Source organism: Collimonas rhizosphaerae, from assembly GCF_038896935.1.
GTDB lineage: Bacteria > Pseudomonadota > Gammaproteobacteria > Burkholderiales > Burkholderiaceae_D > Collimonas > Collimonas rhizosphaerae.
The window spans coordinates 301524-324616 of record NZ_JBANDC010000005.1 but is presented as its reverse complement, the minus strand read 5'-3'; the positions used below and the strand labels follow the sequence as shown (position 1 = coordinate 324616).

General features: G+C 54.8%; 32 protein-coding genes, 1 tRNA gene and 1 pseudogene. 14 read left to right on the top strand and 20 right to left on the bottom strand.

Going from position 1 to position 23093, the window contains the following annotated elements; all coding sequences use genetic code 11:
* Window positions 1-204: 204 nt before the first annotated feature.
* Together V8G57_RS09770 and dacB are read left to right on the top strand one after the other, a co-directional pair.
* Window positions 205-387, top strand: coding sequence for a hypothetical protein (locus V8G57_RS09770; protein WP_092400927.1), 183 nt, complete (start codon window positions 205-207; stop codon window positions 385-387).
* 175 nt (window positions 388-562) lie between these two features.
* Entirely contained in the window at window positions 563-1990 is a 1428-nt protein-coding gene (gene dacB, locus V8G57_RS09765; RefSeq protein ID WP_425458257.1) for a D-alanyl-D-alanine carboxypeptidase/D-alanyl-D-alanine endopeptidase, read from the top strand.
* A gap of 103 nt (window positions 1991-2093) precedes the next feature.
* Here the strand turns inward: dacB and V8G57_RS09760 are convergent, their stop codons facing one another.
* From V8G57_RS09760 to V8G57_RS09750, 3 genes are read right to left on the bottom strand one after another with little or no spacing between them, the layout of a single operon-like run.
* On the bottom strand, window positions 2094-2597 hold the full coding sequence (locus tag V8G57_RS09760) for a TPM domain-containing protein (RefSeq protein ID WP_342829206.1): 504 nt from the start codon (window positions 2595-2597) through the stop codon (window positions 2094-2096).
* Entirely contained in the window at window positions 2597-3466 is an 870-nt protein-coding gene (locus V8G57_RS09755; RefSeq protein ID WP_342829205.1) for a TPM domain-containing protein, read from the bottom strand. The genes V8G57_RS09760 and V8G57_RS09755 overlap by 1 nt, the downstream gene beginning before the upstream one ends.
* Window positions 3466-4065 (bottom strand): LemA family protein, encoded by a 600-nt coding sequence (locus tag V8G57_RS09750; RefSeq protein WP_342829204.1) that lies wholly within the window; start codon window positions 4063-4065, stop codon window positions 3466-3468. The genes V8G57_RS09755 and V8G57_RS09750 overlap by 1 nt, the downstream gene beginning before the upstream one ends.
* Before the next feature lie 141 nt (window positions 4066-4206).
* On the opposite strand from V8G57_RS09750, the gene pyrF reads away from it, so the two are divergent.
* Window positions 4207-5034: an orotidine-5'-phosphate decarboxylase gene (gene pyrF, locus V8G57_RS09745; protein WP_342829203.1), complete on the top strand. Its 828-nt coding sequence runs from the start codon at window positions 4207-4209 to the stop codon at window positions 5032-5034.
* Window positions 5035-5056: 22 nt separating this feature from the next.
* Here the strand turns inward: pyrF and V8G57_RS09740 are convergent, their stop codons facing one another.
* The 6 genes from V8G57_RS09740 to V8G57_RS09715 all read right to left on the bottom strand — a co-directional run bounded on the left by V8G57_RS09740 (window position 5057) and on the right by V8G57_RS09715 (window position 8905).
* The gene (locus V8G57_RS09740) at window positions 5057-5566 is read right to left on the bottom strand and encodes a CinA family protein (protein ID WP_342829201.1); all 510 of its coding nucleotides are present in this window, start codon (window positions 5564-5566) and stop codon (window positions 5057-5059) included.
* Window positions 5567-5646: 80 nt separating this feature from the next.
* Entirely contained in the window at window positions 5647-6165 is a 519-nt protein-coding gene (locus V8G57_RS09735; RefSeq protein ID WP_144739066.1) for a phosphatidylglycerophosphatase A, read from the bottom strand.
* On the bottom strand, window positions 6162-7157 hold the full coding sequence (gene thiL, locus V8G57_RS09730) for a thiamine-phosphate kinase (protein WP_342829200.1): 996 nt from the start codon (window positions 7155-7157) through the stop codon (window positions 6162-6164). The genes V8G57_RS09735 and thiL overlap by 4 nt, the downstream gene beginning before the upstream one ends.
* A 246-nt stretch (window positions 7158-7403) precedes the next feature.
* Complete coding sequence (locus tag V8G57_RS09725) at window positions 7404-7958, bottom strand: hypothetical protein (RefSeq protein WP_342829199.1); 555 nt, start codon at window positions 7956-7958, stop codon at window positions 7404-7406.
* Window positions 7959-7985: 27 nt separating this feature from the next.
* The gene (gene trmB, locus V8G57_RS09720; protein ID WP_342829198.1) at window positions 7986-8693 is read right to left on the bottom strand and encodes a tRNA (guanosine(46)-N7)-methyltransferase TrmB; all 708 of its coding nucleotides are present in this window, start codon (window positions 8691-8693) and stop codon (window positions 7986-7988) included.
* A gap of 138 nt (window positions 8694-8831) precedes the next feature.
* Window positions 8832-8905, bottom strand: a tRNA-Gly gene (locus V8G57_RS09715).
* Between the two features lie 242 nt (window positions 8906-9147).
* On the opposite strand from V8G57_RS09715, the gene V8G57_RS09710 reads away from it, so the two are divergent.
* Entirely contained in the window at window positions 9148-10710 is a 1563-nt protein-coding gene (locus V8G57_RS09710; RefSeq protein ID WP_342829197.1) for a hypothetical protein, read from the top strand.
* Window positions 10711-10915: 205 nt separating this feature from the next.
* On the opposite strand, the gene V8G57_RS09705 is transcribed toward V8G57_RS09710, so the two are convergent.
* From V8G57_RS09705 to V8G57_RS09695, 3 genes are read right to left on the bottom strand one after another with little or no spacing between them, the layout of a single operon-like run.
* Window positions 10916-11848 carry a tyrosine-type recombinase/integrase gene (locus tag V8G57_RS09705; RefSeq protein ID WP_342829196.1) on the bottom strand — a complete coding sequence of 311 codons (933 nt, stop codon included), beginning with the start codon at window positions 11846-11848 and terminating at the stop codon, window positions 10916-10918.
* On the bottom strand, window positions 11841-12029 hold the full coding sequence (locus tag V8G57_RS09700; RefSeq protein WP_342829195.1) for a hypothetical protein: 189 nt from the start codon (window positions 12027-12029) through the stop codon (window positions 11841-11843). The genes V8G57_RS09705 and V8G57_RS09700 overlap by 8 nt, the downstream gene beginning before the upstream one ends.
* Entirely contained in the window at window positions 12026-12661 is a 636-nt protein-coding gene (locus tag V8G57_RS09695) for a hypothetical protein (protein WP_342829194.1), read from the bottom strand. Before V8G57_RS09695 ends, V8G57_RS09700 begins: the two co-directional genes overlap by 4 nt.
* A 239-nt stretch (window positions 12662-12900) precedes the next feature.
* On the opposite strand from V8G57_RS09695, the gene V8G57_RS09690 reads away from it, so the two are divergent.
* The 4 genes from V8G57_RS09690 to V8G57_RS09675 are packed head-to-tail and all read left to right on the top strand — an operon-like array spanning window position 12901 to window position 14378.
* The gene (locus V8G57_RS09690; protein ID WP_342829193.1) at window positions 12901-13086 is read left to right on the top strand and encodes a hypothetical protein; all 186 of its coding nucleotides are present in this window, start codon (window positions 12901-12903) and stop codon (window positions 13084-13086) included.
* Complete coding sequence (locus tag V8G57_RS09685) at window positions 13079-13348, top strand: phage holin family protein (RefSeq protein WP_342829192.1); 270 nt, start codon at window positions 13079-13081, stop codon at window positions 13346-13348. The genes V8G57_RS09690 and V8G57_RS09685 overlap by 8 nt, the downstream gene beginning before the upstream one ends.
* A complete protein-coding gene (locus V8G57_RS09680; RefSeq protein WP_342829191.1) occupies window positions 13345-13908 on the top strand; it encodes a phage tail protein in 564 nt (187 codons plus the stop codon). Before V8G57_RS09685 ends, V8G57_RS09680 begins: the two co-directional genes overlap by 4 nt.
* The gene (locus tag V8G57_RS09675) at window positions 13905-14378 is read left to right on the top strand and encodes a phage virion morphogenesis protein (RefSeq protein ID WP_342829190.1); all 474 of its coding nucleotides are present in this window, start codon (window positions 13905-13907) and stop codon (window positions 14376-14378) included. Before V8G57_RS09680 ends, V8G57_RS09675 begins: the two co-directional genes overlap by 4 nt.
* 20 nt (window positions 14379-14398) lie before the next feature.
* Here V8G57_RS09675 and V8G57_RS09670 read toward each other — a convergent pair whose 3' ends face one another.
* Window positions 14399-15166: a hypothetical protein gene (locus V8G57_RS09670; protein WP_342829189.1), complete on the bottom strand. Its 768-nt coding sequence runs from the start codon at window positions 15164-15166 to the stop codon at window positions 14399-14401.
* A 216-nt stretch (window positions 15167-15382) separates the two neighbouring features.
* Here V8G57_RS09670 and V8G57_RS26255 point away from each other — a divergent pair, with 216 nt between their 5' ends.
* A complete protein-coding gene (locus V8G57_RS26255) occupies window positions 15383-15454 on the top strand; it encodes a hypothetical protein (protein ID WP_425458260.1) in 72 nt (23 codons plus the stop codon).
* A gap of 70 nt (window positions 15455-15524) precedes the next feature.
* On the opposite strand, the gene V8G57_RS09660 is transcribed toward V8G57_RS26255, so the two are convergent.
* Window positions 15525-16430 (bottom strand): hypothetical protein, encoded by a 906-nt coding sequence (locus V8G57_RS09660; protein ID WP_342829188.1) that lies wholly within the window; start codon window positions 16428-16430, stop codon window positions 15525-15527.
* Window positions 16431-16755: 325 nt separating this feature from the next.
* Here V8G57_RS09660 and V8G57_RS09655 point away from each other — a divergent pair, with 325 nt between their 5' ends.
* The 3 genes from V8G57_RS09655 (at window position 16756) to V8G57_RS09645 (ending at window position 18486) form a co-directional block, all read left to right on the top strand.
* Entirely contained in the window at window positions 16756-16899 is a 144-nt protein-coding gene (locus V8G57_RS09655) for a phage virion morphogenesis family protein (protein ID WP_425458256.1), read from the top strand.
* Window positions 16900-17129: 230 nt separating this feature from the next.
* Window positions 17130-17501 carry a hypothetical protein gene (locus V8G57_RS09650; RefSeq protein WP_342829187.1) on the top strand — a complete coding sequence of 124 codons (372 nt, stop codon included), beginning with the start codon at window positions 17130-17132 and terminating at the stop codon, window positions 17499-17501.
* Between the two features lie 454 nt (window positions 17502-17955).
* Complete coding sequence (locus V8G57_RS09645; RefSeq protein WP_342829185.1) at window positions 17956-18486, top strand: phage baseplate assembly protein V; 531 nt, start codon at window positions 17956-17958, stop codon at window positions 18484-18486.
* A gap of 427 nt (window positions 18487-18913) precedes the next feature.
* On the opposite strand, the gene V8G57_RS09640 is transcribed toward V8G57_RS09645, so the two are convergent.
* The gene (locus V8G57_RS09640; RefSeq protein ID WP_342829184.1) at window positions 18914-19321 is read right to left on the bottom strand and encodes a helix-turn-helix domain-containing protein; all 408 of its coding nucleotides are present in this window, start codon (window positions 19319-19321) and stop codon (window positions 18914-18916) included.
* A gap of 190 nt (window positions 19322-19511) precedes the next feature.
* Here V8G57_RS09640 and V8G57_RS09635 point away from each other — a divergent pair, with 190 nt between their 5' ends.
* Entirely contained in the window at window positions 19512-19859 is a 348-nt protein-coding gene (locus tag V8G57_RS09635) for a hypothetical protein (RefSeq protein ID WP_342829182.1), read from the top strand.
* A 243-nt stretch (window positions 19860-20102) separates the two neighbouring features.
* Here V8G57_RS09635 and V8G57_RS26250 read toward each other — a convergent pair whose 3' ends face one another.
* The 4 genes from V8G57_RS26250 to V8G57_RS09620 form a co-directional block, all read right to left on the bottom strand.
* Window positions 20103-20408 (bottom strand): DUF4359 domain-containing protein, encoded by a 306-nt coding sequence (locus V8G57_RS26250; RefSeq protein WP_425458255.1) that lies wholly within the window; start codon window positions 20406-20408, stop codon window positions 20103-20105.
* 36 nt (window positions 20409-20444) lie between these two features.
* Complete coding sequence (locus tag V8G57_RS09630; protein WP_342829181.1) at window positions 20445-20945, bottom strand: SRPBCC family protein; 501 nt, start codon at window positions 20943-20945, stop codon at window positions 20445-20447.
* A gap of 22 nt (window positions 20946-20967) precedes the next feature.
* The gene (locus V8G57_RS09625; RefSeq protein ID WP_342829179.1) at window positions 20968-21255 is read right to left on the bottom strand and encodes a putative quinol monooxygenase; all 288 of its coding nucleotides are present in this window, start codon (window positions 21253-21255) and stop codon (window positions 20968-20970) included.
* 192 nt (window positions 21256-21447) lie between these two features.
* The gene (locus V8G57_RS09620) at window positions 21448-21900 is read right to left on the bottom strand and encodes a nuclear transport factor 2 family protein (RefSeq protein WP_425458254.1); all 453 of its coding nucleotides are present in this window, start codon (window positions 21898-21900) and stop codon (window positions 21448-21450) included.
* A 7-nt stretch (window positions 21901-21907) separates the two neighbouring features.
* On the opposite strand from V8G57_RS09620, the pseudogene V8G57_RS09615 reads away from it, so the two are divergent.
* Window positions 21908-22147 (top strand): annotated as a pseudogene (locus tag V8G57_RS09615) (IS21 family transposase); the annotation flags it as partial.
* Window positions 22148-22272: 125 nt separating this feature from the next.
* Here V8G57_RS09615 and V8G57_RS09610 read toward each other — a convergent pair.
* Entirely contained in the window at window positions 22273-23058 is a 786-nt protein-coding gene (locus tag V8G57_RS09610) for an alpha/beta hydrolase family protein (protein ID WP_342829178.1), read from the bottom strand.
* Between the last annotated feature and the right edge of the window lie 35 nt (window positions 23059-23093).

Here is a 23093-nt window from a genome sequence, read left to right as displayed (position 1 = left end):
TGCCCATTAAAGGGACTCCATAAAATTTAGACTGGTGGATAGTAGCCGCGCGGCGGATGGCGGTCAAGAAAATTGTGCAGGACAGCACAAGTTCGATTGCATCCTGTTTCAGCTATGCCCGGCCTGTTGTCAATCAATTATTCGACCTTGTCATTGAGCATGAGAAAACTATACTGAAATTACAAGTAGACAAAGGAGATGACCATGGTCAACCTGGTGATGAACAACCTGCTGTTTTTCATACCGGCAGCCATCGCCGGCGTGGTGTTGTGCGGCGAAGTGCCGGTTGCATCCAGGTTTGCCCGCGGCAGCCTGCGCGCCATCGGCGCTGTGTGCGGCGCGCTGTTGGCTTTGATTATCCTGGAAGCCATACCGGCATTGCTCTGAGGCCGCAGCCTGGAAGTACACATCGGGATCGCCGGTGGCATCCCGCAGCGGCTCCATTTTCTGATTTTTCCAACCCTTGCCGGCGCTATTCGGCTGCCGGCTGCAGTTCCTTCCTTTGCATCGTGTGAACGCGTGGGATAATCCTGCGCAAACCTTCTTTTTCACCGGTGCCGACTTGAATAAACTCCACGCGATCAGTGTCCTCCTGTTGTCTTCCTTCCTGCTGCCCGGCGTCCAGGCGCAAGAATCCTCCGCGGCGCCGCCGCCGTCGTTCGGCAAGGCTTTGCAGCTTGCCGGGATCCCGGCCCAGAATGTAGGCGTCTATGTGCAAGAGGTCGACGGCGCCGGCAAGGTGCTGGCCTCAGCCAACGCCGGCACGCCGTTCAATCCGGCCTCGACCATGAAACTGGTGACCACCGACGCCGCGCTGGAGTTGCTGGGGCCGACCTATCGCTGGAAAACCCAGGCGTATACCAACGGCAGCCAGGTTGGCAATGTGCTGCAGGGCGACCTGATCTTCAAGGGCAACGGCGATCCCAAGCTGGTGCTGGAAAATTTCTGGCTGTTCCTGCGCCAGATCCGCGCCAAGGGCATCCGCGACATCCGCGGCAATATCGTCCTGGACCGCAGCACGTTTGACGAGAATGCCTACGATCCCTCCGAATTCGACGGCGATCCGATGAAACCGTATAACGTCGGCCCGGATGCCTTGCTGCTCAATTACAAGGCGCTGACATTCCAGTTCGTGCCGAATCCGGAAACGCGCCAGGTCAATGTGCTGATCGATCCGCCGATGAGCGGCTACCCGGTCACGCCGCCGCGCCTGGGCAGCGGCAGTTGCGACGACTGGCAGGGCAAGCTGCAGGCCGCGGTGGACGCCGACGGCGCCAGTTTCAACGGCGCGCTGCCAGCGTCCTGCGGTGAAAAGACCTGGTACGTCAATCCCTACAAGATGAGCAGCACCCAGTACTTCGGGGCAGTGTTCCGGCAAATGTGGGGCGACCTCGGCGGCACGTTCAGCGGCGTCGTGAAAAACGGCCTGGCGCCGGCCGGCAGCACCCTGGTCAGCGAATGGAGTTCGGTGACGCTGCCGGAAGTGATACGCGACATCAACAAGTACAGCAACAACGTGATGGCGCGGCAAGTGCTGCTGACCATCGCCGCCGATATCCTGAAAGTGCCGGCCACGCCCGAGCGCGGCGCGCGCGCCATCCAGAGCTGGCTCGGCAACAAGGGCATCGACGCCAGCGGCCTGGTGATCGAAAACGGTTCGGGACTGTCGCGCAACGAAAGGGTCTCGGCCCGAACCATGGGCCGCATGATGGCCGCAGCCTTCCAGTCACCGGTCATGCCGGAATTCGTCTCCTCGATGCCGCTGGTAGGCTACGACGGTACCATGCGCAAACGCCTGAAAAACCAGAGCGTCGCCGGCCAGGCCCACGTCAAGACCGGCACCCTGAACGATGTCAGGGCCATCGCCGGCTACGTGCTGGCCGCCTCCGGCAAGTACTACGCGGTAGTGTGCCTGATCAACCACCCCAACGCCCCCCGCGGACAAGCCGCACAAGACGGCCTGCTGCAATGGGTCTACGAAAACGGCTAAAGCCGCAGCCCAAAACAAATCGACTCTGACCCTAAATAATCAATTAGGGTCAGAGTCGATTTAATTGGAGTAATTAGGGTCAGAGTCGAATTAATTGAAGCGGTTACAGTACCAACGGCTTGTCCGACAGCTCGTTTTTCTTGCGGCCTTCGTCGGGGAAGTGCTGGGTCAGCAGGCCGTTCATTTGTTCCAGCGCCGCCAGCGTGCTGTCGTGGAATGCGCCGTTGGCGAATTCCTTGGTCATGGTCTTGCACACGGCTTGCCAGTCGGCAGGCTTGGTGGCGCGGCCGATGGCGCGGTCGACGATGATTTCGACCTTGTGGTCGGCCAGGTTGACGTAGAGCAGCACGCCGACGTTTTCTTCCGTGTCCCAGATCCGGTAATGCGAGAACAGTTCATGGGCGCGGTTGCGTGAAGTCACGCCGTTGAGCACGGCGGGCAGGCTGAGCGATCCTTCGACAATCATTTTGACTTCGGCCCGGTGCGTGACTTCGCCGTCGGCGATTTTCTGCTGAATAGCCTTGAGCGTGCTTGCCGGAAACGCCCGTCGCGCGTTGCGCCGGGTAGTCAGCAAATGACGCCAGATGCGTTGCAGGGTATGTGCCATCACCAGTCTCCCGAGGCGCCGCCGCCGTCAAAGCCGCCACCGCCGCCGGAAAAGCCGCCGCCGCCACCGCCGCCGAATCCGCCTCCTCCTCCAAAACCACCGCCGCCACGCCCGCCCTGGCTCAGGATGCTGCCGATGATGACGCCGGCGGCGTTGCCCCAGACATTGCTGTTGAGCGAACGGCCGGAACCGGCGCTGCCGCCGCGCGCGCGTGAAATGATGGTGATCAGGATGAAGAAACCGAAGAACAGCAGCGGCGCTAAGGCGCCCAGCCAGTCGGAGGAGGGCTCTTGGGCCGGTCCGGCTTTATGGCTGGGCGGCGCAAAATTTTCCTGGTCCAGCAGCGGCATGATGGCCGAGATGCCGGCGTTCAGGCCGCCGTAATAGTCGTTCTTGGAAAAATACGGTGCGATGATGTCCTGCAGCACGCGCTTGGACTGGGCATCGGTCAGCGTGCCCTGGACGCCGCGTCCGGTCAGTATCATCATGCGCCGCAAGGCTTTCGGATTGTCTTTCGCCACCAGCAGGATGACGCCGTCGTCGATCCCTTTGCGCCCCAGCTTCCAGGCATCGGCCACGCGCACGGCATAGTCCTCGATGCCTTCCGGTTCGGTCTTGCTGAGCAGCAAGATGGCGATCTGGCTGCCGGTGCGCGTTTCGTATTCGCTCAAGGTGCTGTCGAGCGCATCGCGCTGCGCCGGCTGCAGCATGCCGGCCAGGTCGGTGACATGCGCCTGCAGGGGCGGCACCGCCACCTGCGTCTGCGCCGCGGCGGGTGCTGCCGATAAACCGGCCAGCACCAGCCACAAGGCCAGCGCCGGCAGCCAAAGGCGGATTGCCGAGATTGCCGGGATGGCCTTAAGCGACATTATTTTTTGCCGCCGAAATCGACGTCGGGCGAAGTCGAGATCGCCTTTTCATTATCCACGGTGAACGATGGCTTGACCTTGTAGCTCATCGCCATCGCAGTCAGGTTGGTCGGGAAGCTGCGCGTCAGCACGTTGTAGTCCTGGACGGCGACGATGTAGCGGTTGCGCGCTACCTTGATGCGGTTTTCTATGCCTTCCAGCTGCGACTGGGCGTCGCGGTACAAGCCGTCGGCTTTCAGCTGCGGATAATTCTCGGACACCGCCATCAGGCGCGACAAGGCCGAAGACAGCTGGCCCTGGACTTGCTGGAATTTCTCGAAGGCGGCAGGATCGTTCAGCACTTCCGGCGTGATCTGGAAGCTGGTCGCCGCGGAGCGGGCCTTGGTCACGGCTTCAAAGGTCGCTTCTTCATGGGTGGCGTAAGCCTTGACGATCTGGGCGATCTTCGGCACCAGGTCGGCGCGTCCCTGGTACTGGTTGACGACTTCGCCCCAGGCAGCCTTGACGGCTTCATCCTTGGCCTGGAAATCGTTGTAGCCGCAAGCGCTGAGCAGCGAGGCGAAGGTAACAATTGCCAGCCATTTGGAGAAGGTTTTCATGGATATCCCTGATAAAAGAAACAATGTTATGCACGTTAGCAAACTATCGATAGCCGCTCAAGTGTTAAATAGCGACTACTCCGCTTATTCCCGGCTAAATTGGAATTACAATGCGGGGGTTTGCATTATTAAGGTTTCACCGTGACTTTTATTGAAAAATTATCCGCCGCCTGGAGCGCCAACAATTCCCTGCTGTGCGTCGGGCTGGATCCGGATGTTGCCAGATTCCCATCGCACCTGCAGCAGCAGCCGGATGCGATCTTTGCCTTTTGCAAGGCAATCATCGACGCCACCGCCGCCACCGCCTGCGCTTTCAAACCGCAAATCGCCTATTTCTCGGCGCTGCGGGCGGAAGACCAGCTGGAAGCGATCTGCGAGTACCTGCGCAAGAACTACCCGCACATCCCGATCGTGATGGACGCCAAGCGCGGCGACATCGGCGCCACGGCAGAGCAATATGCGCGTGAAGCCTTCGAGCGCTACGGCGCCGACGCCGTCACCGTCAGCCCGTACATGGGCTTCGATTCAGTCGCGCCGTACCTGGAATGGAAAGACCGCGGCGCTATCGTCCTGTGCCGTACCTCCAACGCCGGCGGTTCCGACCTGCAATTCCTGAAGGTCGATGGCGTGCCGCTGTACCAGCATGTGGCGCGCCTGGTGGCCGACAAGTGGAATACCAATGGCCAGTGCGCCCTGGTAGTGGGAGCGACATTTCCGCAGGAGCTGGCGCAAGTGCGCAGCATCATCGGCGACATGCCGCTGCTGGTGCCGGGCGTAGGCGCCCAAGGCGGCGATATCGAGGCAACCGTGAAGGCCGGCAAAACGGCAAACGGCATGGGCATGATGATCAACTCGTCGCGCGCCATCCTCTACGCCAAACCGGACCAGGCCGCCGGCGAAGACTTCGCCCAGGCCGCCCGCCGCGTGGCCGAGGAAACCCGCGACGCTATCAATCGCTTTCGTACTTGATTGTGTTTGATCGTAGTTGAGTTTATTTCAAGAAGCGCAACAAGCCTTGCAACGCATGGATCACGGTTTGTTCGCGCACCGCGCGGCGGTCGCCCGCGAACACCAGGCGTTCGGTATGGGTGCGATGGCCGACTGACCAGCCGAAGCAGACCGTGCCGACCGGCTTGCCCGGCACCGCGCCGCCCGGGCCGGCGATGCCGGTGGTGGAGACGGTGACGTCGGCATTGCTGTTGGCCAGCGCCCCTTCGGCCATGGCGGCGGCAATTTCTTCGCTCACCGTGCCATGCTGGGCAATCTCGGCTTCAGGAATATCCAGCAGTTCTGTCTTGGATGCGTTGGAGTAAGTGACGAAGCCGCAGTCGAACCATTCCGAAGAGCCGGCGATTTCCGTGATCGCTTGCGATACGCCGCCGCCGGTGCAGGATTCGGCGGTCGACAGGAACCAGTTCCTGGCTTGCAGGGCGCGTCCGACTTGGGCCGCCAGGTCGACGATTTGCTCGGTGTTGTCTTCAACTACAGTGCTGGTGTTCATGTCTCAACTCCTGTTTGCTGTTCTGCCGGCTGGGTCAGTACATACTGCCACTTGTTACGGGCAGATGCAATCGATCCATCCTAGATCACCCGCCATAGAGCCAGCGCCAGCAACGTATAAAACGCCGCCACGATGTCATCCCACATGACGCCGAAGCCGCCCTTGAAATGGCGGTCGAAATAGGCGATCGGCGGCGGTTTCACCATATCGAAAAAACGGAACACGACGAAGGCGCCGAATTGCGCCGGCAGGGTGGCCGGGGTCACCAGCACCAGCACCAGCCAGAATGCGATGATTTCATCCCACACCATGCTGCCATGGTCCGGCGCGCCCAAGTGGCGGCCGGTGCTCTGGCAGGTCCAGATGCCGACGATGAAACCGGCGGCGATGATCACCAGCCAGTTCAGCGGCGTGAAAATTTCCGGCCAGCGGGTAGTCATCACCACATACGACAGCCAGCCGAACAAGGTGCCGAACGTGCCCGGCATGATGGGCGAGAGTCCGCTGCCAAAACCCTGGGCTATGAAATGCGCCGGATGCGACAGCATGAAACGGGCGCTGGCCTTGATCGGTTGAGGCGGGGGAGTTGTTTCTGTCATGTTGAGCGAAAGTGGTCGAAAGAAGCCAGTTGCAGGTTGAGCGGGTTATTGCCGGCGTCGTGCAGGCGCAAGCCTGGGACGGCGTCGATGCTGCCGATGCGAGTGACGGCGGTGGCGGCAGCTTGGGCCGCGGCCAGCACGGCGTCGCGCTGGCCGGCGGCGGCGGTGAAGCACAATTCGTAGTCGTCGCCGCCGGCCAGCGTGAAATGGCGGCGGATCGCCTGGTTTTGCCGGCTCAGCACCGGACCGGCCGGCAGGCTGTCGACCGCCAGCGTGGCGCCGACAGCCGAGCGCGCCAGGATATGGCCGAGATCGCCGGCCAGGCCGTCGGAAATATCGATCGCCGCATGGGCGATGCCGCGCAGGGCCTGGCCTAGCGCGACCCTTGGCGTCGGCTGGTGCATGCGCGCCGCCGCCAGTTTGAAACTGTCGCTGCCCGGAATCAGGTCAGCGCTCAACTCGGCGCCCAGTTCTTGCCGGTAGACCGCCAGCGCCAGGCGGGCGTCGCCCAGCGTGCCGGAGACCCAGATGTCGTCGCCGGCCTGGGCGGCGTCGCGGCGCAAGGCTTGTCCGGGGACGGTTTCGCCAAATACCGTGATGCAGATATTCAAAGGGCCTTTGGTGGTGTCGCCGCCGATCAGTTCGCATTGATGCAGGTCAGCCAGCGCCAGCAGCCCGCCTGAAAACGCCGCCAGCCATCCCTCATGCACTGCGGGCAGGGCCAGCGCCAGCGTAAACGCCAGCGGCCGCGCGCCCATCGCTGCCAGGTCGGACAGGTTGACTGCCAGGCATTTGTGGCCGAGCGTGAACGGATCGGCATCGGGGAAAAAGTGGCGTCCTTCCACCAGCATGTCGGTAGAGATGGCCAGCTGCTTGCCGGCGCCGGGCGCCAGCAGCGCGCAATCGTCGCCGACGCCGAGCGCAATCTGGTCAAGATGGCTGCGCGGCGCGCGAGTGAAGTAGCGGGAGATCAGGTCGAATTCGGACAACATAGGCAGATTGTACCGAATGGCAGGCTGCTAGTGGACTGTAACAGTCAAATCAAGAGCGCTTGTCACGTATCCGACGCGCATGGCGGCGTTGCACATGCTCGCAATAGTCTCGCTATTGCTCCGCTGTGCGCCTTGCCCTGCACGTCGGATACGCGCCCTTCACTCTCGATTTGACTGTTACAGCCCACTAGACGGGCATTTCGGTCATTTTACTGAAATTGCTTACCGGCCCTGGCCGGGCTTGCTTCAAAACCCCGCGCCGCAGGAAGTGGTGCGCGAAATCGCGCCTTTCTGCATGATGTCTTCGCCCTTGGTATTGCCGACCGAGATCTGCGTGACGCAATAGGTGCCGTTCGGTCCGGTCACCTTGGTGACGCGCTGGCCGTTCGGCAGCGTGATGTCTTCCATGGTGGTGTCCTTCGGCGAGCTTGGCGGCGGCGGGGCCGCAGGGGCAAGGCCCATTTCCAGTTTCTGCTGCATGGTCGGCTCGGCCGCCTTGGCGTCCTTGGGCGGCGCATCCTTGCGCAGTTCGCGGTCTATCTTACCGATATCGCGTTTTGCGGCATCGACCATGCCCTCGGCCGACGGCCGGCTGGACGTAGCCGGCACCTGCGGCGCCGTCACGCCGGGAGCGGCCGGCTTGTAATGGGTTTCTTCAACCGTTATCGTCCCGGGCGGCAGCGGCGGCGTTTGCTCTCCCGCCTGCGCCAGCGGTAAATGGGCCAAGGCCAGCAGCAGCGCCGAGGCGGCAAAGCTGGCAAACCGGTTGTCGATGCGGGAAAAAAGTCGGGTTATCAACATGTCGCAGGCTTCCTATGGCAATGCAGGTCAAACGCGCTTGAACACCAGGTCCCAGACGCCATGTCCAAGACGCAGGCCGCGATTCTCGAACTTGGTCACCGGGCGGTACTCCGGCCGTTCCGCGTAAGTCTCGGCGGTATTCTTCAGCAGCGGCTCGGCGCTCAATACTTCCAGCATCTGTTCAGCATACTCCTGCCAGTCGGTCGCGCAATGCAGGTAGCCGCCCGGCGCGATGCGCGAGGCCAGCAGGCTGACCAGCGGCCCCTGGATCAGGCGGCGCTTGTTGTGCCGCGCCTTGTGCCAGGGATCGGGAAAAAACACATGCGCCCCGGCCAGCGAGCCGGGAGCGATCATGTTGGTCAGCACTTCCACCGCATCATGCTGGACCAGGAGCAAATTGCCCAGCTGCTGCTCGCCGATCAGCTTCAGCAGGCTGCCGACGCCGGGCGTATGGACTTCGACCCCAAGGAAATTCTTTTCCGGCATGCCGGCGGCAATCTTGGCCGAGGTTTCGCCCATGCCGAAGCCGATCTCCAGGATGGTCGGCGCATTGCGCCCGAAAACCTGGCCGAGGTCGACCACGGCCTTGTCGTAAGGCACGCAAAAACGCGGCCCCAGCTCCTCGATGGCCCGCGCCTGCGCCGTCGACAAGCGCCCGGCGCGCGTGACAAAACTGCGGATCCGGTGTTCGGTCGGATCGTAAAAAAGGGGTTTGCCGGATTTGTTTTCTGACATGCTTGATAGACGGTTAGGGTAAGGCGGGCGCGCAATTGCCATGTAACTGCCATGGACCATGGCGTCATTGTAACGCCAGGCAATCGATCGCCTCAAAAATACAAATGGCGCCCGGAGATGCTGGCGCCAACGCTGGTCTGGAGCGGGTAGAGGGGATCGAACCCTCGTCTAAAGCTTGGGAAGCTTTCGTTCTACCATTGAACTACACCCGCAAGGTGTTGATTTTAAACCAAATTTAATTCTTTCTGGTGATCTAAATTTGCATGAATTGCGGAGCGCTCCGCAAAAGTTCCTTTGTGGCTCTAAAATCTTGGAGCTGCGAAGGTGCCGGCATTGTAGCGAAACTGGGCTCATTCAGCCTTCCACGAGCGACAGGCAAAAGTCGGTTGGAGTGCCCCTTTGGGTAATTTTGCGTGTGGCAAGCGAAGAGAGTAAGCTTCATTGCGAATAAGCAATGCGTATTCAACCACCGAATTACTGGACAACAGTCTTCGTTAATTTTAACGTGTACCTAAAAATGCTAAAAAGCTTAGTTGTGGCTATTGTGGGTGGATTGATTTTGTGGTTTGTGCAAGATCACTTTAAGGATGTACCTACGGCAACGTATTCGATATCAGAAGCAATAGAGATCCCCGGTTCGAAGGGAACGGATGAATATGCCCAAGAAATCGCGGTTGTAAACTCTGGGCGTAGCCTAGTAAAGGGGATTTCGATCAAGGTGCCTCACCACATTTCTTCATACAAACTAACTAAGCATTCGAGCCTAATTAAAGAGGAAACCTTCTCAGAACCTAATAGTTTTGAGCTTGTTTATCCAGAACTTCCGGCAGGACAAAAGATTCGACTGCTTGTCCGTTATGACGGCCTCGCGATTGAAAAAAAATGGATTTCCATAAGTCATGCTGATGGGAATGCCCAAGCTCAAGAAAATCAGACGTCCCCAATCAATTACAATTGGATATGGTTGGCTTACATTGTCGGGGCGATATCACAGGGTTTTGGAAACATCCGAAGATTCAAAAGGGAGTCGTTTCGGAAATGGTCTAGTGCCGAAAGAATCTTTCGGGATGATAAGCCTTGGTTTGCATCTTCAACAGAGTGGTCGGAAATGCAATTTGGGGCTATTAAGAAAACGCTTTTTGAGTATAGTTTTTCCCCCTTAATCGAGCAGACGGCCTATTACAAGCTACTAAACCGCCCAAAGCCAACATTGCTTTCTGAAGACCATTGGGCGACGCTGAAAAAATATGCTTCCGAATTGTTAATGGCTAGATTTTCTAGGGAAGTCACACAATACTCGACGACGGAAAAATTGATTGATTTCTTTAGGCTGAAGAAACCTGAAGCACTTTCACATCAGTCATGGACCGAATTTCAGGAATCTCTTAATAAGCAAATACAAAATAGTCTATTGCCAACGTACGTTAATGAACCAGAATTCGTGAGCATCCTAGAGCCTAATAATTCGCTGTTAAAAAGCTTGCCCAATTCATTCGCAAATGAAATTCACACTCAAGCTCAACAACGCTACTCTAGTTATCTAATAGAGTGTAGTAAGTCAGGCATCGGAGGCGATCCGTTAATTGTGCTAAAGACAGCGCGGCTTGATCTCCTGACTGAAGAACAGTCAAAATCTGTAAAGAAAAGTCTGCTCCAGTTTGCGAGGATGACGGCAATGCCATCCCGATGGTATATACAGGAACTAAAGGACTTCATATCTAAAAAACGACCGGAATGGATGCAGGAGGCAGAGTTCAACTCAATATGCGATTTTGTCTCTCAAGCGGATACATTGTCCGATGAACGAGATGCCCTTCGCTCTCGACAGAGAGCGCTGGAATTTGCCGCACTAGAAACTGACAATCTCAAGAAACGTGTTATCGCGCAGCTCGACCTGATTGATAGAGTTCTCACGAATCCACGCTCGATAGACAAGATAGAAGATTACGACCAAACTTTTGCATCAGGAAATCGAAAGAATCTTGAGTTGGTTGCGTCTTTACTTACTCCTGTGTAGTTATTGAAGCACATCGTCCTCTTTCGCAGTTTTTCTGTCAGCCCTCGGCTGATAGAAGAAGATTGATAGAAGACGTTCAACGGAATCTCGCGCCAGTCCGGTTCGGGTCAAACTATGACCTTCGTGTTCGGACGCTACCTGCTAGATATATACGTTACGCCGTCAGGAATTTCTCTGGATTTTTGACAACTTCGCACCAGAAAAATTACTTGGTAGGCTCTACAATCTTGCCTCTTCGGAAGTAGTGCCGTTGTGTGGTTTTAATATTGTCATGGCCTAACAGATCACTTGCAGCTTGGTCGCCACGGTTGTCAGATGTGTCGTCAGCTGCTTTTGCACGCAGATCGTAAAACCGGAAGGCTTTTATATCTGCGGCTAGCTCTGGCGACTGCTTGGCTGCAGCGATTTTCGCCCGGTCGAAGTGACTGCGCAATGCGGGCAGGGTGAATACCTTGCCATCACCATTCATCAACAATTGATCGTTTTCAATCTTATGCTGCGCCTTGCGAACGACTATTCGGCCAAGCACGGTTGCCAGTTCCCCGGTAACGGAAATACGTAATTTCTTTTGAGTCTTGCCCTGGTCTACAAGCAGGAACCCATTGGCAATATCGCTGGCCTTCATTTTGAGAGTGTCGGCTGGACGTTGGCCAGTCAGGTAGGCCAGATCCAAGGCGTCTATCAACGTGTCGCTCGCGCAATCTCGGACGGCATTGAAAACTGCGTCGGTGATGTACACGGTGCGCTTTTCTAGGCTGAATCCTTTGATGCCAGTGCAAGGATTTTCTAGATCGGTATAGCCCCAGCCGCGTGCGTGATTCCACAAAGTCGAAAATAGTCGTTTGCATCGGTTAGCAGTTGCCTTTATCGAAATGTGAAAGTCATTGAACGTCGTGCAAACGGGGCCAAGGTAGAAGGTCGACGGCGGCCCGACCTGATCGGAAGTCAAAATGTCCGAGACAGGCACAGCGCGGACGCAGCCGGGTAATTGGTGATCCACTTCGACCCAGGCGTGCAACTCGCCGTTGCCCAGGTCGCGCCGCAGATCGCTGACGTAACCGGCCTGGATGCCTTCGTCGCTGTCGAATGTGATGCGGTCACGCACCTTCACGGTGACATCTTGATTCGCCTTATTCATGGAAAGCCCCCACGAGCAAGCCGATCACTAGGCAGATGACAATGACCAGTGCCACGAAGGCCGACAGTGCGCCGTGGTGGCGGATCTGGAAGCGCTTAAACGCTGGCTGGATTGTTTCGGCGATGCCAAGCATGGCGAACGCCATTAGCGAATTTAGGCATGCGTGCATGAGAATTTTCATAGGTCGCTTTCAGTAATAAAGATTCGTGGGTAAGGGCAGGCGCCAAGGGCCGCCCAGGTCGTGACAAGGCGCTTGCGTGCCGCCATGTCGTTTTTTTCATACGCGGTCATTTCCTGCCGGCGCGTCTCTTCGCACTGCGCATTCATCGCAGTGGCAAATTTGTCGGTTTCCCGTTCTAGATCTTTCGATTTTTTGTCTATCGTCGACCAGTCGGTGGGCTGATATGCCGGCTGCGGATTTTTTTCGATGAAATCAGCAAGTCGGACGGCGGTAGCTGCTATTTCCTCCTCTGTCAAAACAGAAGTAGGAACTTTCTTTTTTGACTTTTTCGTACAGTTATTTACACCAGTCCAAGGAAGGTCAAAGGCCACAGCCTTGACGGCGCCAACGACTGTCCACTGATAGCGGACCGATTCATACACTGCGCGAGGATTCCATGCGTGATAAATGCCGCATGGTTTTTCCATCTCATAAGTTGCGTACTTGCCCTCGACCACAGTGCTGCGCGTGGCGATCTTGACCAGTCCCTTGCGCCCGACCAGGGGGCCGCCTTGTGCCCGCAGATAGCACTCGCGAGCGGCACTGTCGGCAGCGCGATAGAGCGCCTCATCAGGAGCATCAAGCGGCAGCAAGTAGTGATCGGCTGACCAGATTTCGTCGATGAAGTCGATCTTGTGCTCGTGCTTAGGGTAATGGTCAATTCGTCGGCGTTGTCGCTACGGCACTCGGTCAGGTTGAGGCTGACCAGGCGCGACGCGAACTTGGCAGTCAAGTCCCGACCGTCCAGGGTGATCTTAAACGCGGGAATACGCCAAGGACGCGCACCAGCTGGGCCGCGTACCGACCCATTCCGGCATTGAGGCGGCATTGCATGTGCCAGGTGTGGAACGTGTACCTGGCCGCGCCCGAGGTCATCAACAACACGCCGCTGAAACAATCGGGCGTGGCCGCCTTCTTCGCGTCGGCGGCGGCCATTGCCCTGACTCTGCACGGCATCGATCTGATCAAGACCATCGAGCTGCCGGCGTGGATCCGCAAGGGAGGCGACCATGACTAACACCCTGACCATGCTGGCGCTGTTCTCCTATGCCAGCTCCTGCCTGCGGCTGCTGTGCTACCGGCGCGGCTTGGCTAACCACAGATTACATATTTCCGTGGTGGCCTGGCTGCTGATTGTAGCTACCGGCACCAGCGCCCTGGAAATCTTGCTCGACCATGGCCGCGCCTCCTTCGGTGAGGCTGGCATCGCCTTGACCTTGTGTTACCTGGTGCATCGCGCCCAGGGCAACGTCGCCAATATCATCAGGAACATGCAATGACTGTATCGACGCCACTTACCGAGCATTTCACACTGGAAGAATTCACGCGTAGCGACAAGGCGCGTGAGTTAAGGATTAACAACACGCCAGCGCCGGCCATCGTTGCCAACCTGCGGCGCCTGGCGAAATTTAACGAACTGGTGCGCCTGGAGTTGAAAGGCGCGGCGATGGTGATTTCTAGCGGCTATCGCTGTCCGGCGCTGAACCGGGCAGTCGGCGGCGCGGCCATCATTACCGACTATAGCGGCGATGCCGACGCCATCATGGTGGCGCTGCTGGCTTGGGTCGAGGTCCACCAGCGAGACTTGCTGGACAATGCGGACCTGCGAAAAACCGGTATTGGCTTTGATGTTGATTTCAACAATCACCAAACGATTGATCTATCGATCAAGCTGACCCTGACTGAGCGCGTAGTCGTCAAGCGGGGTAATGATGGCCGGCTGGACGTGCGACATCCGGCGGAACCGCAACTCACTCCGGGCTATACGGACCAATTCTGGCAAGCCTATGCGGGAAATTCGTTGATCGCTGAGTGGCACACGCCGGCAGATCCGCAATGAGCGACGATCTGCACACCATCGAGCATTGGGCCGGCGCGTTGCTGGCCCAGCTCCAACCCGGCCAGCGTCGCGTGATCACGCACAAGATTGCCCAAGACTTGCGGCGTAGCCAGGCGCGACGCATCGCCAGCCAGCAAGCCCCGGATGGTGCACCTTACGCGGCACGTAAGCAACGGAAGAATCTACGCGGCAAAAAAGGGAGAATCAAACGGCAGAAAGCGGCGATGTTTGAAAAGATCCGTCTGCAAAAAAATCTCAAAATCGAACAGGACGAAAACCAGCTATCGGTCGGATTCTTTGGACGCCTGGCACGCATTGCCCGCGTACACCAAGAAGGATTGACGGACAAGATCGACAAAAAAAGAGGGCCGGAGTATCGCTATCCGGCCCGGCCTTTACTCGGCTTTAGTGCTAATGATCAAGCGTTCATTCGAGATTCTCTATTGCGGCATTTGCATGGAACTCGATGACGAAACAAGCATATCGATGACTAGTTGCTTGTAATTTGTTCGTTGCATGATCCTTGGGGAACGTCAGTACCGCAGACGCCGGCACCAAGCTTCAATTCCAGCATTAGTTGCCGCGCAATTGCCTGGTGCCCTTGCAAAAGTTGGTCAAACGATTCCTTGAAACGTAACATCAACTGATTTGATGAAATATATTTGATTTGTCCCTCAATCGGAATGAATTCTATGGAATCCACAATCGGCTTCATCCCTGCACTGAAACTTTGGCGATAGAGGGCCATTTTCGTATGTGCATCCAATAATACCGAATGGACCATGAGCCAAGGTTGATAATCCTTGAAGGCGCCGGAGAAATACCCTGTGTATCCGAACCAGACCTGCAGGATGACATCTGCATCTGTTTTGATGTCCGAGTAGTCATAAGATTTTCCATCAGCTGACCACTTTGGGTATTGGTCGGTGAGGACTACAACGTCTAGACCTTTCTTTTGAAATCCGACCAACAAAGTGTCTCTCAACGTGTCTGCCATTTTCACGTTTTGCGCATTGATGGCCGCAGCATAAGCTTCACTATCCCTTATGTTCCAGGAGTTCGGAAATAGGGGGCCTATCGAACTATCCATTACAGTAATCGATTGTGATTCTCTTATTGGGATAAGAGCGACTTTTTTTACATTTTTGACTGCGGTTTGATCTAGCGGCAGTTTGGGGGGAAAAGCACATCCGACCAACATCAGCGTGGAAACAATACAAAAAAGGCTGAGAGTCGTTTTGTAAAGCATTCTATTCATAGTTATCCTTAGCTCAGTGCTCATAAAAACTTGGTTTGAAGCTTTGATCTATAGCTACCAAGTTAGTCGAAAATGATAGCCGATTGAATTCTCTCCGTTAATATTTTTGAGGTTTATCGACGCTATAAACTGTGCCTCATTAATTTTTCACCAGGAAAAAATGAGCGCCAAGGTCGACAAAAAAGAGGGCCGGCATATCACTATCCGGCCCGTCCCTTGCTCGGCTTCAGCGCCACCGATCGGGAGTTGATTCGTGATTCGTTGTTACGTCATCTAGATAGCTTTTGAGCACATCCCAATTGAATATGGCTGATGTCAAATCGATTTGCCATAATGAGGATATGACGCCGTTTTGATTTTATCGCTTAGCAGTCTTGTTGACCGCAAGTTTAGTGGTCTCTTTTTCTACAATTTTAAGCGACCTTGGAAACGGGAGTGGCCGCTGCAATAGTGTCGAGATGACCCCGTTGATCGTTGTATCACCACCGCCAAGATTGTTAAACACACCGACCACTCTTGGCGTTATTAACGTCTTGGGGTCATATATTTTTGCTTTAATTGACGCAAGCGCGAGTATTGCATTTTGAATGGTGGATTCGCTAATTTCACCGGGCATTGGAATTAAACCGGAGATTTCTGGACCACTTACTCCCAGCGTCTGTATGACCAACGTGCCTGAAACTTGCCCCGCCTTAGCAGCCACCCCTAGAGCAAAAAGACTGCCGAGATTGAGGTCGGCCGATACATTCTTAACCAGAATGTTTGCAGTAAGGCGCAGGCCCACACCGATATAGACTGGCACGACTACGTCTGCCTTTAATACCTCTGAATCTGGAAGCACCTTTGCGGTGCGGACTCCCTTACTGTCTGACGACACCGCGACACCGAAGGAATCGGTCCCGAATTTAATGTAATCCAGGATCACCACATAGTTACTACCAGAGACTCCAAATTTTGCGGGACCGAAAGTAATTGCACCTTCAGCGGAGACCGTACCAACAGCGATTCGTATCGTTTCATCCGGTAGAGCATCTAGAATCTTGGATTTTGGGATCCGAAGATCTATCGGCAGCGGGTCCAACGGATGATAGCCATAATTGTCAGCGCTGTTTTTGCCTTCCTGGGCACTGCCTGCTTTATTCTGCCCCTTTGAAGGAACCGCAGAATTAGTAGGGGTCTCATCGCTCTGTCCAGCCGATGGGAGAGGAATCGATACACACCCGCTAACGGCAAACACTACAACAAGCAGAAATAAAGCTCGCATTTCTAACCTCCCCGAGGTGATTGGATGAAGCAACTAACTTATAAAAGTTATTATTAAATCGACACCAATTAGAAAGCAGCTAAAACGCTATGGTTATATTTTTACCAAAGTAACATGTTTCAACAAGGAAATGTTTTTTCAATCGCTACGCAACGGATCGCCGGACGGCGCACCCTACGAGAAGCGCAAGCAACGCAAGAACCTACGGGGCAAAAAAGGGAAGAATAAAACGGCAGAAAGCGGCAATGTTTGAAAAGATCCGCACACAAAAAATCTCAAGACCGAGCAGGACGAAAACCAGCAGTCGGTCGGATTCTTTGCACGCGTGCATCAAGAGGGATTGACAGACAAGGTCGACAAAAAAAGAGGGCCGGAATATCGCTATCCGGCCCCGCCTTTACTTGGTTTCAGTGCGACAGATCAAGCGTTGATTCGAGATTCGTTGATACGCCATTTGACCAATTATTGACGGCGTTGCTGGCTACCTAGTTCTGCGAAAAAATAAGCGGCTCAAGCTATCACTATTGACAGGTTGTTTCCGCGTGGCAACGTGATTTAATGGCAGCTCATATCCGATGGATATGTATCCGGGCATAGCTATCGGAAAAATCTCTCAATAAATAAACCGATCACTGTTTTACATCTGTTGGCTATTGCTCCCCTTTCAGAAGCACGCCTCATACCATGGATGGAATGATCATGAAACCAAATGTCGTCTATACCGAATCAAAAATCTCCAAAGAACCTGCAACTTTTTTGGCAGCATCTGGCTATGATTCAGGCTGGGTAGCCGCCAACAACCAAACCAATCAAAACTTATCATTCACCCATGGACTGGGCAGGTCGCCCACTCTAGTCACGGTTTTGTTCTCGCCCGATCAAGAAAATTCCTACCCGTTGCAGTGGTCGTGGAATTCGCAAAATTCTGGAAGTCCCGTATCAATTTGGTTCAACGACCTTACAGTGCAATGTTCCATTTTCAATGGAGCTCCATTGCATGGGGCCTGGAGCGGGGTGACCGCCCAATGGACAAGTTGGAGCACCGGATATTTCCGGGTCTTTGCTTCATAGTTGAAGAAATAGGCATTGTTTAGTCGATTGCCTCAACCTATTTAGGTCGAATGCAATCGACTGGCTTGCGTCATCATAGGATCTTCAGCTCCTAGTTCGACCTGGTCGAGCGCATTGACTATATCGTTTGAAGGTTGAGTGAGTTCAGTCTCGCACTAGCAACGTTCCAATAGTGCGGCGACAATTCGCACCCGATCCACTGATATACCTGCGTAAATATGCTAGCCTTCGGCCCACCTGTACAGATGGCGCGGCCTTGGCCTTGCTTGCAGCCGTATTCTGCTGGCACGGTGGCGTGGTAGGTGTTGATGCACCCGGCACGTCGCCGCGTTCTTTTTCCAGACCGGCACTGTAGTACGCCCCGCAGCAATAAAACACCCGCCAGCAGTTGGTAAGTCTCATATCAACCCGCTACCAGGTGCGCCGATTACGGCAACCCGGCAACATGCATCGCATGACTGCTGACTACTCCGAATTGCTGCGCTTACTTCTGAATCTGATCCGATTCGGCACCATTGCCGACATCGATCATGACGCCCAGCGCGTGCGCGTACAGGTCGGTAAAAACACCACTACTTGGCGCCCCTGGATCAACATGCGCGCCGGCGACGCACAAACCTGGTTCCCGCCCTCCCTGGGCGAACAGGTCATCGTATTGTCGCCTGAAGGCGATTTCACCCAGGCCGCGATCCTGCCGGCGATCTATTCCGACAAATTCAAATCGCCATCGAGCAACCCGGCGTACCACACCACCCGTTATTCAGATGGCGCCATAGTCCAATACGACCGCGAGAGCCACACATTGAGCGCGACCCTACCGGACGGCACCAGCGTGACCGCAGCGCCTGGCCTGGTTACCTCCAATGCCGAAGACACCATCTGCACCGGCAACCTGACCGTTAAAAAGAACCTGACGGTCGAGGGCTTCGCGGCGTTGAACGCCGGCATGAACGTCAAAGCGAGCAAGGCTGGGATAAACACATAGCTATGAATGAATTGATTGCATAAAAACTCAAGATCTCTCGATTCCGTATGTATAACCTCTAGATTGAAAAGCTCATCAATACGATGAGAATTCAGGTAGTCGACTAATTTTATGCATGGTGAGTAAATCAAGGAGAAGGCTATCGTTCGAGTACTGGGCGATACTTTGAACGTGTCTAAAAGTTTGCGAATTGCATAAAACCCGATAAAAAGCTCACGCTCGATGCGCGCAAACGAGCGCTCTTCATTCCTTTTTCGTATGCGTAAGAGATCTAGCCAATTCGCAGCAGCTAATAGAGTTTTTTTCCAATGGACAGATTCGTGAATCAACAATGTCACCTAAAATTTTATTGCTGAACTTCGCGAATACAGACTCGAAACAAGTCGTCAGCGCTTAAAGAAGTCAATGTCAGTTGAATACAAGTCTATCAAACATCTTGTCGTAATTGCTCGACCAGTTCTTCAACAAGATATCTGCGATGCGGGGATAATTCCTGAATCTTCGCCGCGAGATTAATTAACTCTGGCGGTAGCTTCTTCACACCTTTCGCGGCCACATCTTTTGCCGTAGATGCTGGTTTCGATGGCGCAGGCCCATAGTGCAGCCAATGCTGATCCACATTCAGCCATTTTGCGATTGTCACAAGCTTGTCGTCGGTTGGGATCGCGCGTCCTGTTAACCACTTGTGCGCTGTCTGCGGCGATATCGCATTGCCTTGGTGCCGAAGATTGAATCGGAGCGCGAGTTCAGTCGCACCCTGGACCGATTCGGGGCTGCGTCGCAATGCAAATTCAAGACGTTTCGTGAACGCCGCTTTCTCTGTGGTGGTAGGCATGATCGCATTCTGCGATATCTCTTATAGCACGGAGTCAACCATTTAAGATAATATTATCTTAAATGGTTTAATAATATCTTGAGTTGGGCGGCAGTGCCCTCGGGGAATGGTTCTTCATGAATGTGACCAAAGGGTGATAAAGAGCCACGTAGTTTTAGACAAAACTTAGAGCATTATCAAGGAGCATCCTATGACCAGTATCAGCAGTCCATCCATTCAACATCCCTCGAAAGCCAAGCATCAACCATTTTCGTGGCTAGTCGAAGATTTACACATGAATACACCGGCTCAATTCATGGCAATCACATTGGATATCAGCCGAGGCATTCAAACCTGCCTATCACTGACTCACGCCAGTGATCTCGCGCGCGAGCAGCGGGACGATGCATTTCCACCACTGCTGAACGTAGCCGACACCGAAAGTCTGACGCGCATGGCGATGGCTGCCGCACGCATGTTGTCGGAGCGCGCGCAGGGCCATATCGATGTGCTCAACGACATGCATGCGAGCAAAGAGGATTGCGAGCTCAGTGGGTGATGCCGCACAAATTCATCTTGTTTTTCTTGTGGCGCAATAAGCAGGTCAGTGCATGACCCCGGCCATCGAAAGTCTAGGTTGAAATAGCGTCTGCTTCATCGCCATGGCTTATTTCACTGTCCGTCTACATGATGGCAGGTGAAAAATCTACACCATTACGGAGTGGGACCGAAGTGATGCGATCAGACATGAGCTTCATGCTGATGCGCATCAATTCCATAGGGGGATTTTTCGTAGCGACAATCAGCGATTTGTTGAAGATGTCTGAAAGAAATTGCCAAGGATGCCTACAAATTTCACATGCCGAGTCCCCAGGTTCGAGTCGTAAGTGCTAAACAGAACATAGTTATTCCTCACCGTGCTGCTGGCTATAAAGCTGCTAGCCACCCCGCCAAATATCGTTCCCAGTGTCCGCGTCACGTCATCCCGTTTGTCGGCTTCCTGAGTGATTATTTGATGAATGTGTTGTTCATAGCTGTCTAGCTTGGGGTTTGTGAACGCCAGCAGCCCTACAATCGATAGCACTATGATGGTTGGGGATAGTTTCATTCTTCTCTGTCAAAAAATATAAATTTAATGTGGTTTCTAGAGGGACATCTGCTTTTCTTCAAGCACGGCCTTGATATTTCGAAGCGCCTGTGCCGACTGGCGGACCAGTATCCAGCGCGTGAAGGTCGAGTCCAGCAATCGCCACGGCCAGCGCTTTGAGCGGAATTCCAGGGTGCGATGGAAGCGGCAGCCGCTGTTTGTGGGCATGATCGTGTAGGTGATGTGCGCTGCGCCATTCTTGGTGTCGGTGGCAATTTCCCAGGACCGGGGCGGCGAGCAGGCAGTTACCGTCCACAGCGCCTGGTCGCGGCGGCCTGCAACTGCGATGAGTTCCAGCATGGTCTCGCCGGTAACCAATGGGCGATTCGGGACGTCGCGCACTTCCACCGTGGCCGGATGCCAGGTGCGCCAGAGCGCCGGCGTGGTCACGTAGTCGAAGACTTCCTGGTGCGGCCGGTTGATGTCGATCTCTGTGTCAATTCTGATGCAATGCTGAGAGAAGGTTTGCCATTCGTTTTCGGCGTTATGCGCGTACATCGCTGATACCTCCGATATTTTCTCAGGCGAGTTGCGTGTAGCGATGGATGACGGGCGGCTGCGCCAGCAACGGAGTCGCTTTGGCGATTGCCGCGGCAACATGGGGCGTAGCCATATGCGCGTCGGCCGCTGCCTGCTCTGCCCAGTGCTCGATGGTCACAAATTCGAGCGGATTTTCTTCATCCTGAAACAGCTCGTAACTCTGGCATCCTGCCTCGTTGCGGCTGGGGGCAACCAGATCCTGCAATATGTTTTTCATTGACGATTCGGCGCCTGATTGCGATGAAATCCGGGCCATGATCTTGATCATTTTATTTTCCTCCCATTGCGGCAGATGAGAGTGGGGCTGGCAACGCCTGAAATCCGGGGACAATTGCTCGAGCCTGCCGCCAACTCCAGTGAAGATAATGATACGCCCGTTAATGCTAAAGAACTGAGGAATCGTTAAAAGCCAGTTCAGTTAGTTCTTGATAGGCCAATCCTTGCAGTTTTCCAACATTTTTCACCTCACGGCATACAGTTCGCTGACAATTTTCCAGCGCCCCTGGACTTTCAGCAACTGCAGGATTTTCCAGCCTTGGGCACTCTCGCCGGATTCGACGAGTGTCGTTTCAAAGTCTAAAGACACCTGGGCCAGATCGCCGTCTTGTTCAATCCTGATATTCGAGATTTTTTGACTATACTTTTTACCGCTCTCGAAGACCGCCTTCCGAAATCCTGCATAACCTTGCAAACTCTGCGAGATGGGCTTGAATGACGGGCTTAATTTTTCCCCAAGGCCGAAGAAAGGTATTTGCTCGTCCAGCAGCTGGGATTCGAAAAGCGCGCGGTCTCCAGTCGTCACGCTCTTGGCATAGTTATCCAAAACTTCCTGGATCTGTCGTTGGCTCTCTTTACTCGGAATATGGTCGGTTTTTCCGTTCAATGATGGAAGTTCTTCGGCCAGCGCCAGCATCGTTTCGCGCCGTTATCTGCGTACGGAAATCACAGAGCCGTCCTACGCGGAACGGCGTTCGCCCAGCGCAATCGACAAATATGCGTTCCAGTTATCGGCTTTGCTAAAGACTGAGGCGGCCAAATCACGCAAGCAACGGCGTACATTGAAGCTGATCCATGAAGACCTGAAGAGATTGGGTTTTGAGGGGTCTTATGACAGGGTGGCTGAGTTCGCGAGGGTATGGCGAGCAGGTCAAACTCACAGGGTCAACTCAGCAAGCAAACGAACACGGAGTGTCCTATAAAAGGCACGCGCTATCGGTTGAAAATCACCGATCCAGCGCATCGGCAATTGCCTCTCTAAACAATCTTCGAATTCTAAGCAAAAAACCTAACTCTGCTGGACCTTCTGAGCGTCATCGATGATGTAACGTTCGCTCCATGCTGCAATCACGTTTGCTGCGTACAAAGCATCGCTTTTCCGGGTCAGGAGATGATCTGCATCATCTAGGGATACGAAGCTTTTCGGATGTTTCGCAACGCTGAAAATATGACTCGCATTCTGCATCGCGACTGTCTCATCTTGCGGCGAGTGCATTACTAGCAACGCGCCGTCAAACTCCGAAACCTTGTGCAGCAATCGATGTTTCTCTGCATCGATAAGAAACTGCCGCTTGATTCTGAATGGGCGCCCGCTGAGCTTTACTACGGCTTCGCCATTAGTTTGAATCTCATCGATATACCCACGGAACTGTTTCTTGACATGTGCTGGGTCGCTTGGCGCACCGATCGTGACGACACCGCGCACCTCCGGTATCTTTGAAGCGGCGGCAAGTACTGCCGCGCCGCCCAGGCTGTGCCCGATCAGCATGGACGGCGCCCGATATGTCTGCCGCAAATAATCTGCCGCTGCGGTCAGATCAGCCAGGTTTGAGGAAAAATTGGTATTGGCAAACTCCCCCTCACTTGCACCCAGGCCGGTAAAGTCGAAGCGCAACACAGCTATGCCGCGGGTCGCGAGCGCCTGTCCAATCCGACTGGCTGCGAGAATGTCTTTACCGCCTGTGAAGCAATGCGCGAACAGAGCGTAGGCACGTGTTTCCCCCTCCGGCATATCGAGGCGAGCGGCAAGTTTTTGCCTTTCCGTCCCTAAGAACTCGAAACGTTCCGTTGGCATTTTTGTTCTCCGCACATATTAAAAATGAAAACCAT

Bases quoted from the DNA above. Each gene is read 5' to 3' on its own strand.
- V8G57_RS09770 (WP_092400927.1), top strand. From the start codon at position 205: ATGGTCAACCTGGTGATGAACAACCTGCTGTTTTTCATACCGGCAGCC.
- V8G57_RS09760 (WP_342829206.1), bottom strand. From the start codon at position 2,597: ATGGCACATACCCTGCAACGCATCTGGCGTCATTTGCTGACTACCCGG.
- V8G57_RS09755 (WP_342829205.1), bottom strand. From the start codon at position 3,466: ATGTCGCTTAAGGCCATCCCGGCAATCTCGGCAATCCGCCTTTGGCTG.
- V8G57_RS09750 (WP_342829204.1), bottom strand. From the start codon at position 4,065: ATGAAAACCTTCTCCAAATGGCTGGCAATTGTTACCTTCGCCTCGCTG.
- V8G57_RS09740 (WP_342829201.1), bottom strand. From the start codon at position 5,566: ATGAACACCAGCACTGTAGTTGAAGACAACACCGAGCAAATCGTCGAC.
- V8G57_RS09735 (WP_144739066.1), bottom strand. From the start codon at position 6,165: ATGACAGAAACAACTCCCCCGCCTCAACCGATCAAGGCCAGCGCCCGT.
- thiL (WP_342829200.1), bottom strand. From the start codon at position 7,157: ATGTTGTCCGAATTCGACCTGATCTCCCGCTACTTCACTCGCGCGCCG.
- V8G57_RS09725 (WP_342829199.1), bottom strand. From the start codon at position 7,958: ATGTTGATAACCCGACTTTTTTCCCGCATCGACAACCGGTTTGCCAGC.
- trmB (WP_342829198.1), bottom strand. From the start codon at position 8,693: ATGTCAGAAAACAAATCCGGCAAACCCCTTTTTTACGATCCGACCGAA.
- V8G57_RS09710 (WP_342829197.1), top strand. From the start codon at position 9,148: ATGCGTATTCAACCACCGAATTACTGGACAACAGTCTTCGTTAATTTT.
- V8G57_RS09705 (WP_342829196.1), bottom strand. From the start codon at position 11,848: ATGAATAAGGCGAATCAAGATGTCACCGTGAAGGTGCGTGACCGCATC.
- V8G57_RS09700 (WP_342829195.1), bottom strand. From the start codon at position 12,029: ATGAAAATTCTCATGCACGCATGCCTAAATTCGCTAATGGCGTTCGCC.
- V8G57_RS09690 (WP_342829193.1), top strand. From the start codon at position 12,901: ATGTGCCAGGTGTGGAACGTGTACCTGGCCGCGCCCGAGGTCATCAAC.
- V8G57_RS09685 (WP_342829192.1), top strand. From the start codon at position 13,079: ATGACTAACACCCTGACCATGCTGGCGCTGTTCTCCTATGCCAGCTCC.
- V8G57_RS09680 (WP_342829191.1), top strand. From the start codon at position 13,345: ATGACTGTATCGACGCCACTTACCGAGCATTTCACACTGGAAGAATTC.
- V8G57_RS09675 (WP_342829190.1), top strand. From the start codon at position 13,905: ATGAGCGACGATCTGCACACCATCGAGCATTGGGCCGGCGCGTTGCTG.
- V8G57_RS09670 (WP_342829189.1), bottom strand. From the start codon at position 15,166: ATGAATAGAATGCTTTACAAAACGACTCTCAGCCTTTTTTGTATTGTT.
- V8G57_RS09660 (WP_342829188.1), bottom strand. From the start codon at position 16,430: ATGCGAGCTTTATTTCTGCTTGTTGTAGTGTTTGCCGTTAGCGGGTGT.
- V8G57_RS09650 (WP_342829187.1), top strand. From the start codon at position 17,130: ATGAAACCAAATGTCGTCTATACCGAATCAAAAATCTCCAAAGAACCT.
- V8G57_RS09645 (WP_342829185.1), top strand. From the start codon at position 17,956: ATGACTGCTGACTACTCCGAATTGCTGCGCTTACTTCTGAATCTGATC.
- V8G57_RS09640 (WP_342829184.1), bottom strand. From the start codon at position 19,321: ATGCCTACCACCACAGAGAAAGCGGCGTTCACGAAACGTCTTGAATTT.
- V8G57_RS09635 (WP_342829182.1), top strand. From the start codon at position 19,512: ATGACCAGTATCAGCAGTCCATCCATTCAACATCCCTCGAAAGCCAAG.
- V8G57_RS26250 (WP_425458255.1), bottom strand. From the start codon at position 20,408: ATGAAACTATCCCCAACCATCATAGTGCTATCGATTGTAGGGCTGCTG.
- V8G57_RS09630 (WP_342829181.1), bottom strand. From the start codon at position 20,945: ATGTACGCGCATAACGCCGAAAACGAATGGCAAACCTTCTCTCAGCAT.
- V8G57_RS09625 (WP_342829179.1), bottom strand. From the start codon at position 21,255: ATGATCAAGATCATGGCCCGGATTTCATCGCAATCAGGCGCCGAATCG.
- V8G57_RS09620 (WP_425458254.1), bottom strand. From the start codon at position 21,900: ATGCTGGCGCTGGCCGAAGAACTTCCATCATTGAACGGAAAAACCGAC.
- V8G57_RS09610 (WP_342829178.1), bottom strand. From the start codon at position 23,058: ATGCCAACGGAACGTTTCGAGTTCTTAGGGACGGAAAGGCAAAAACTT.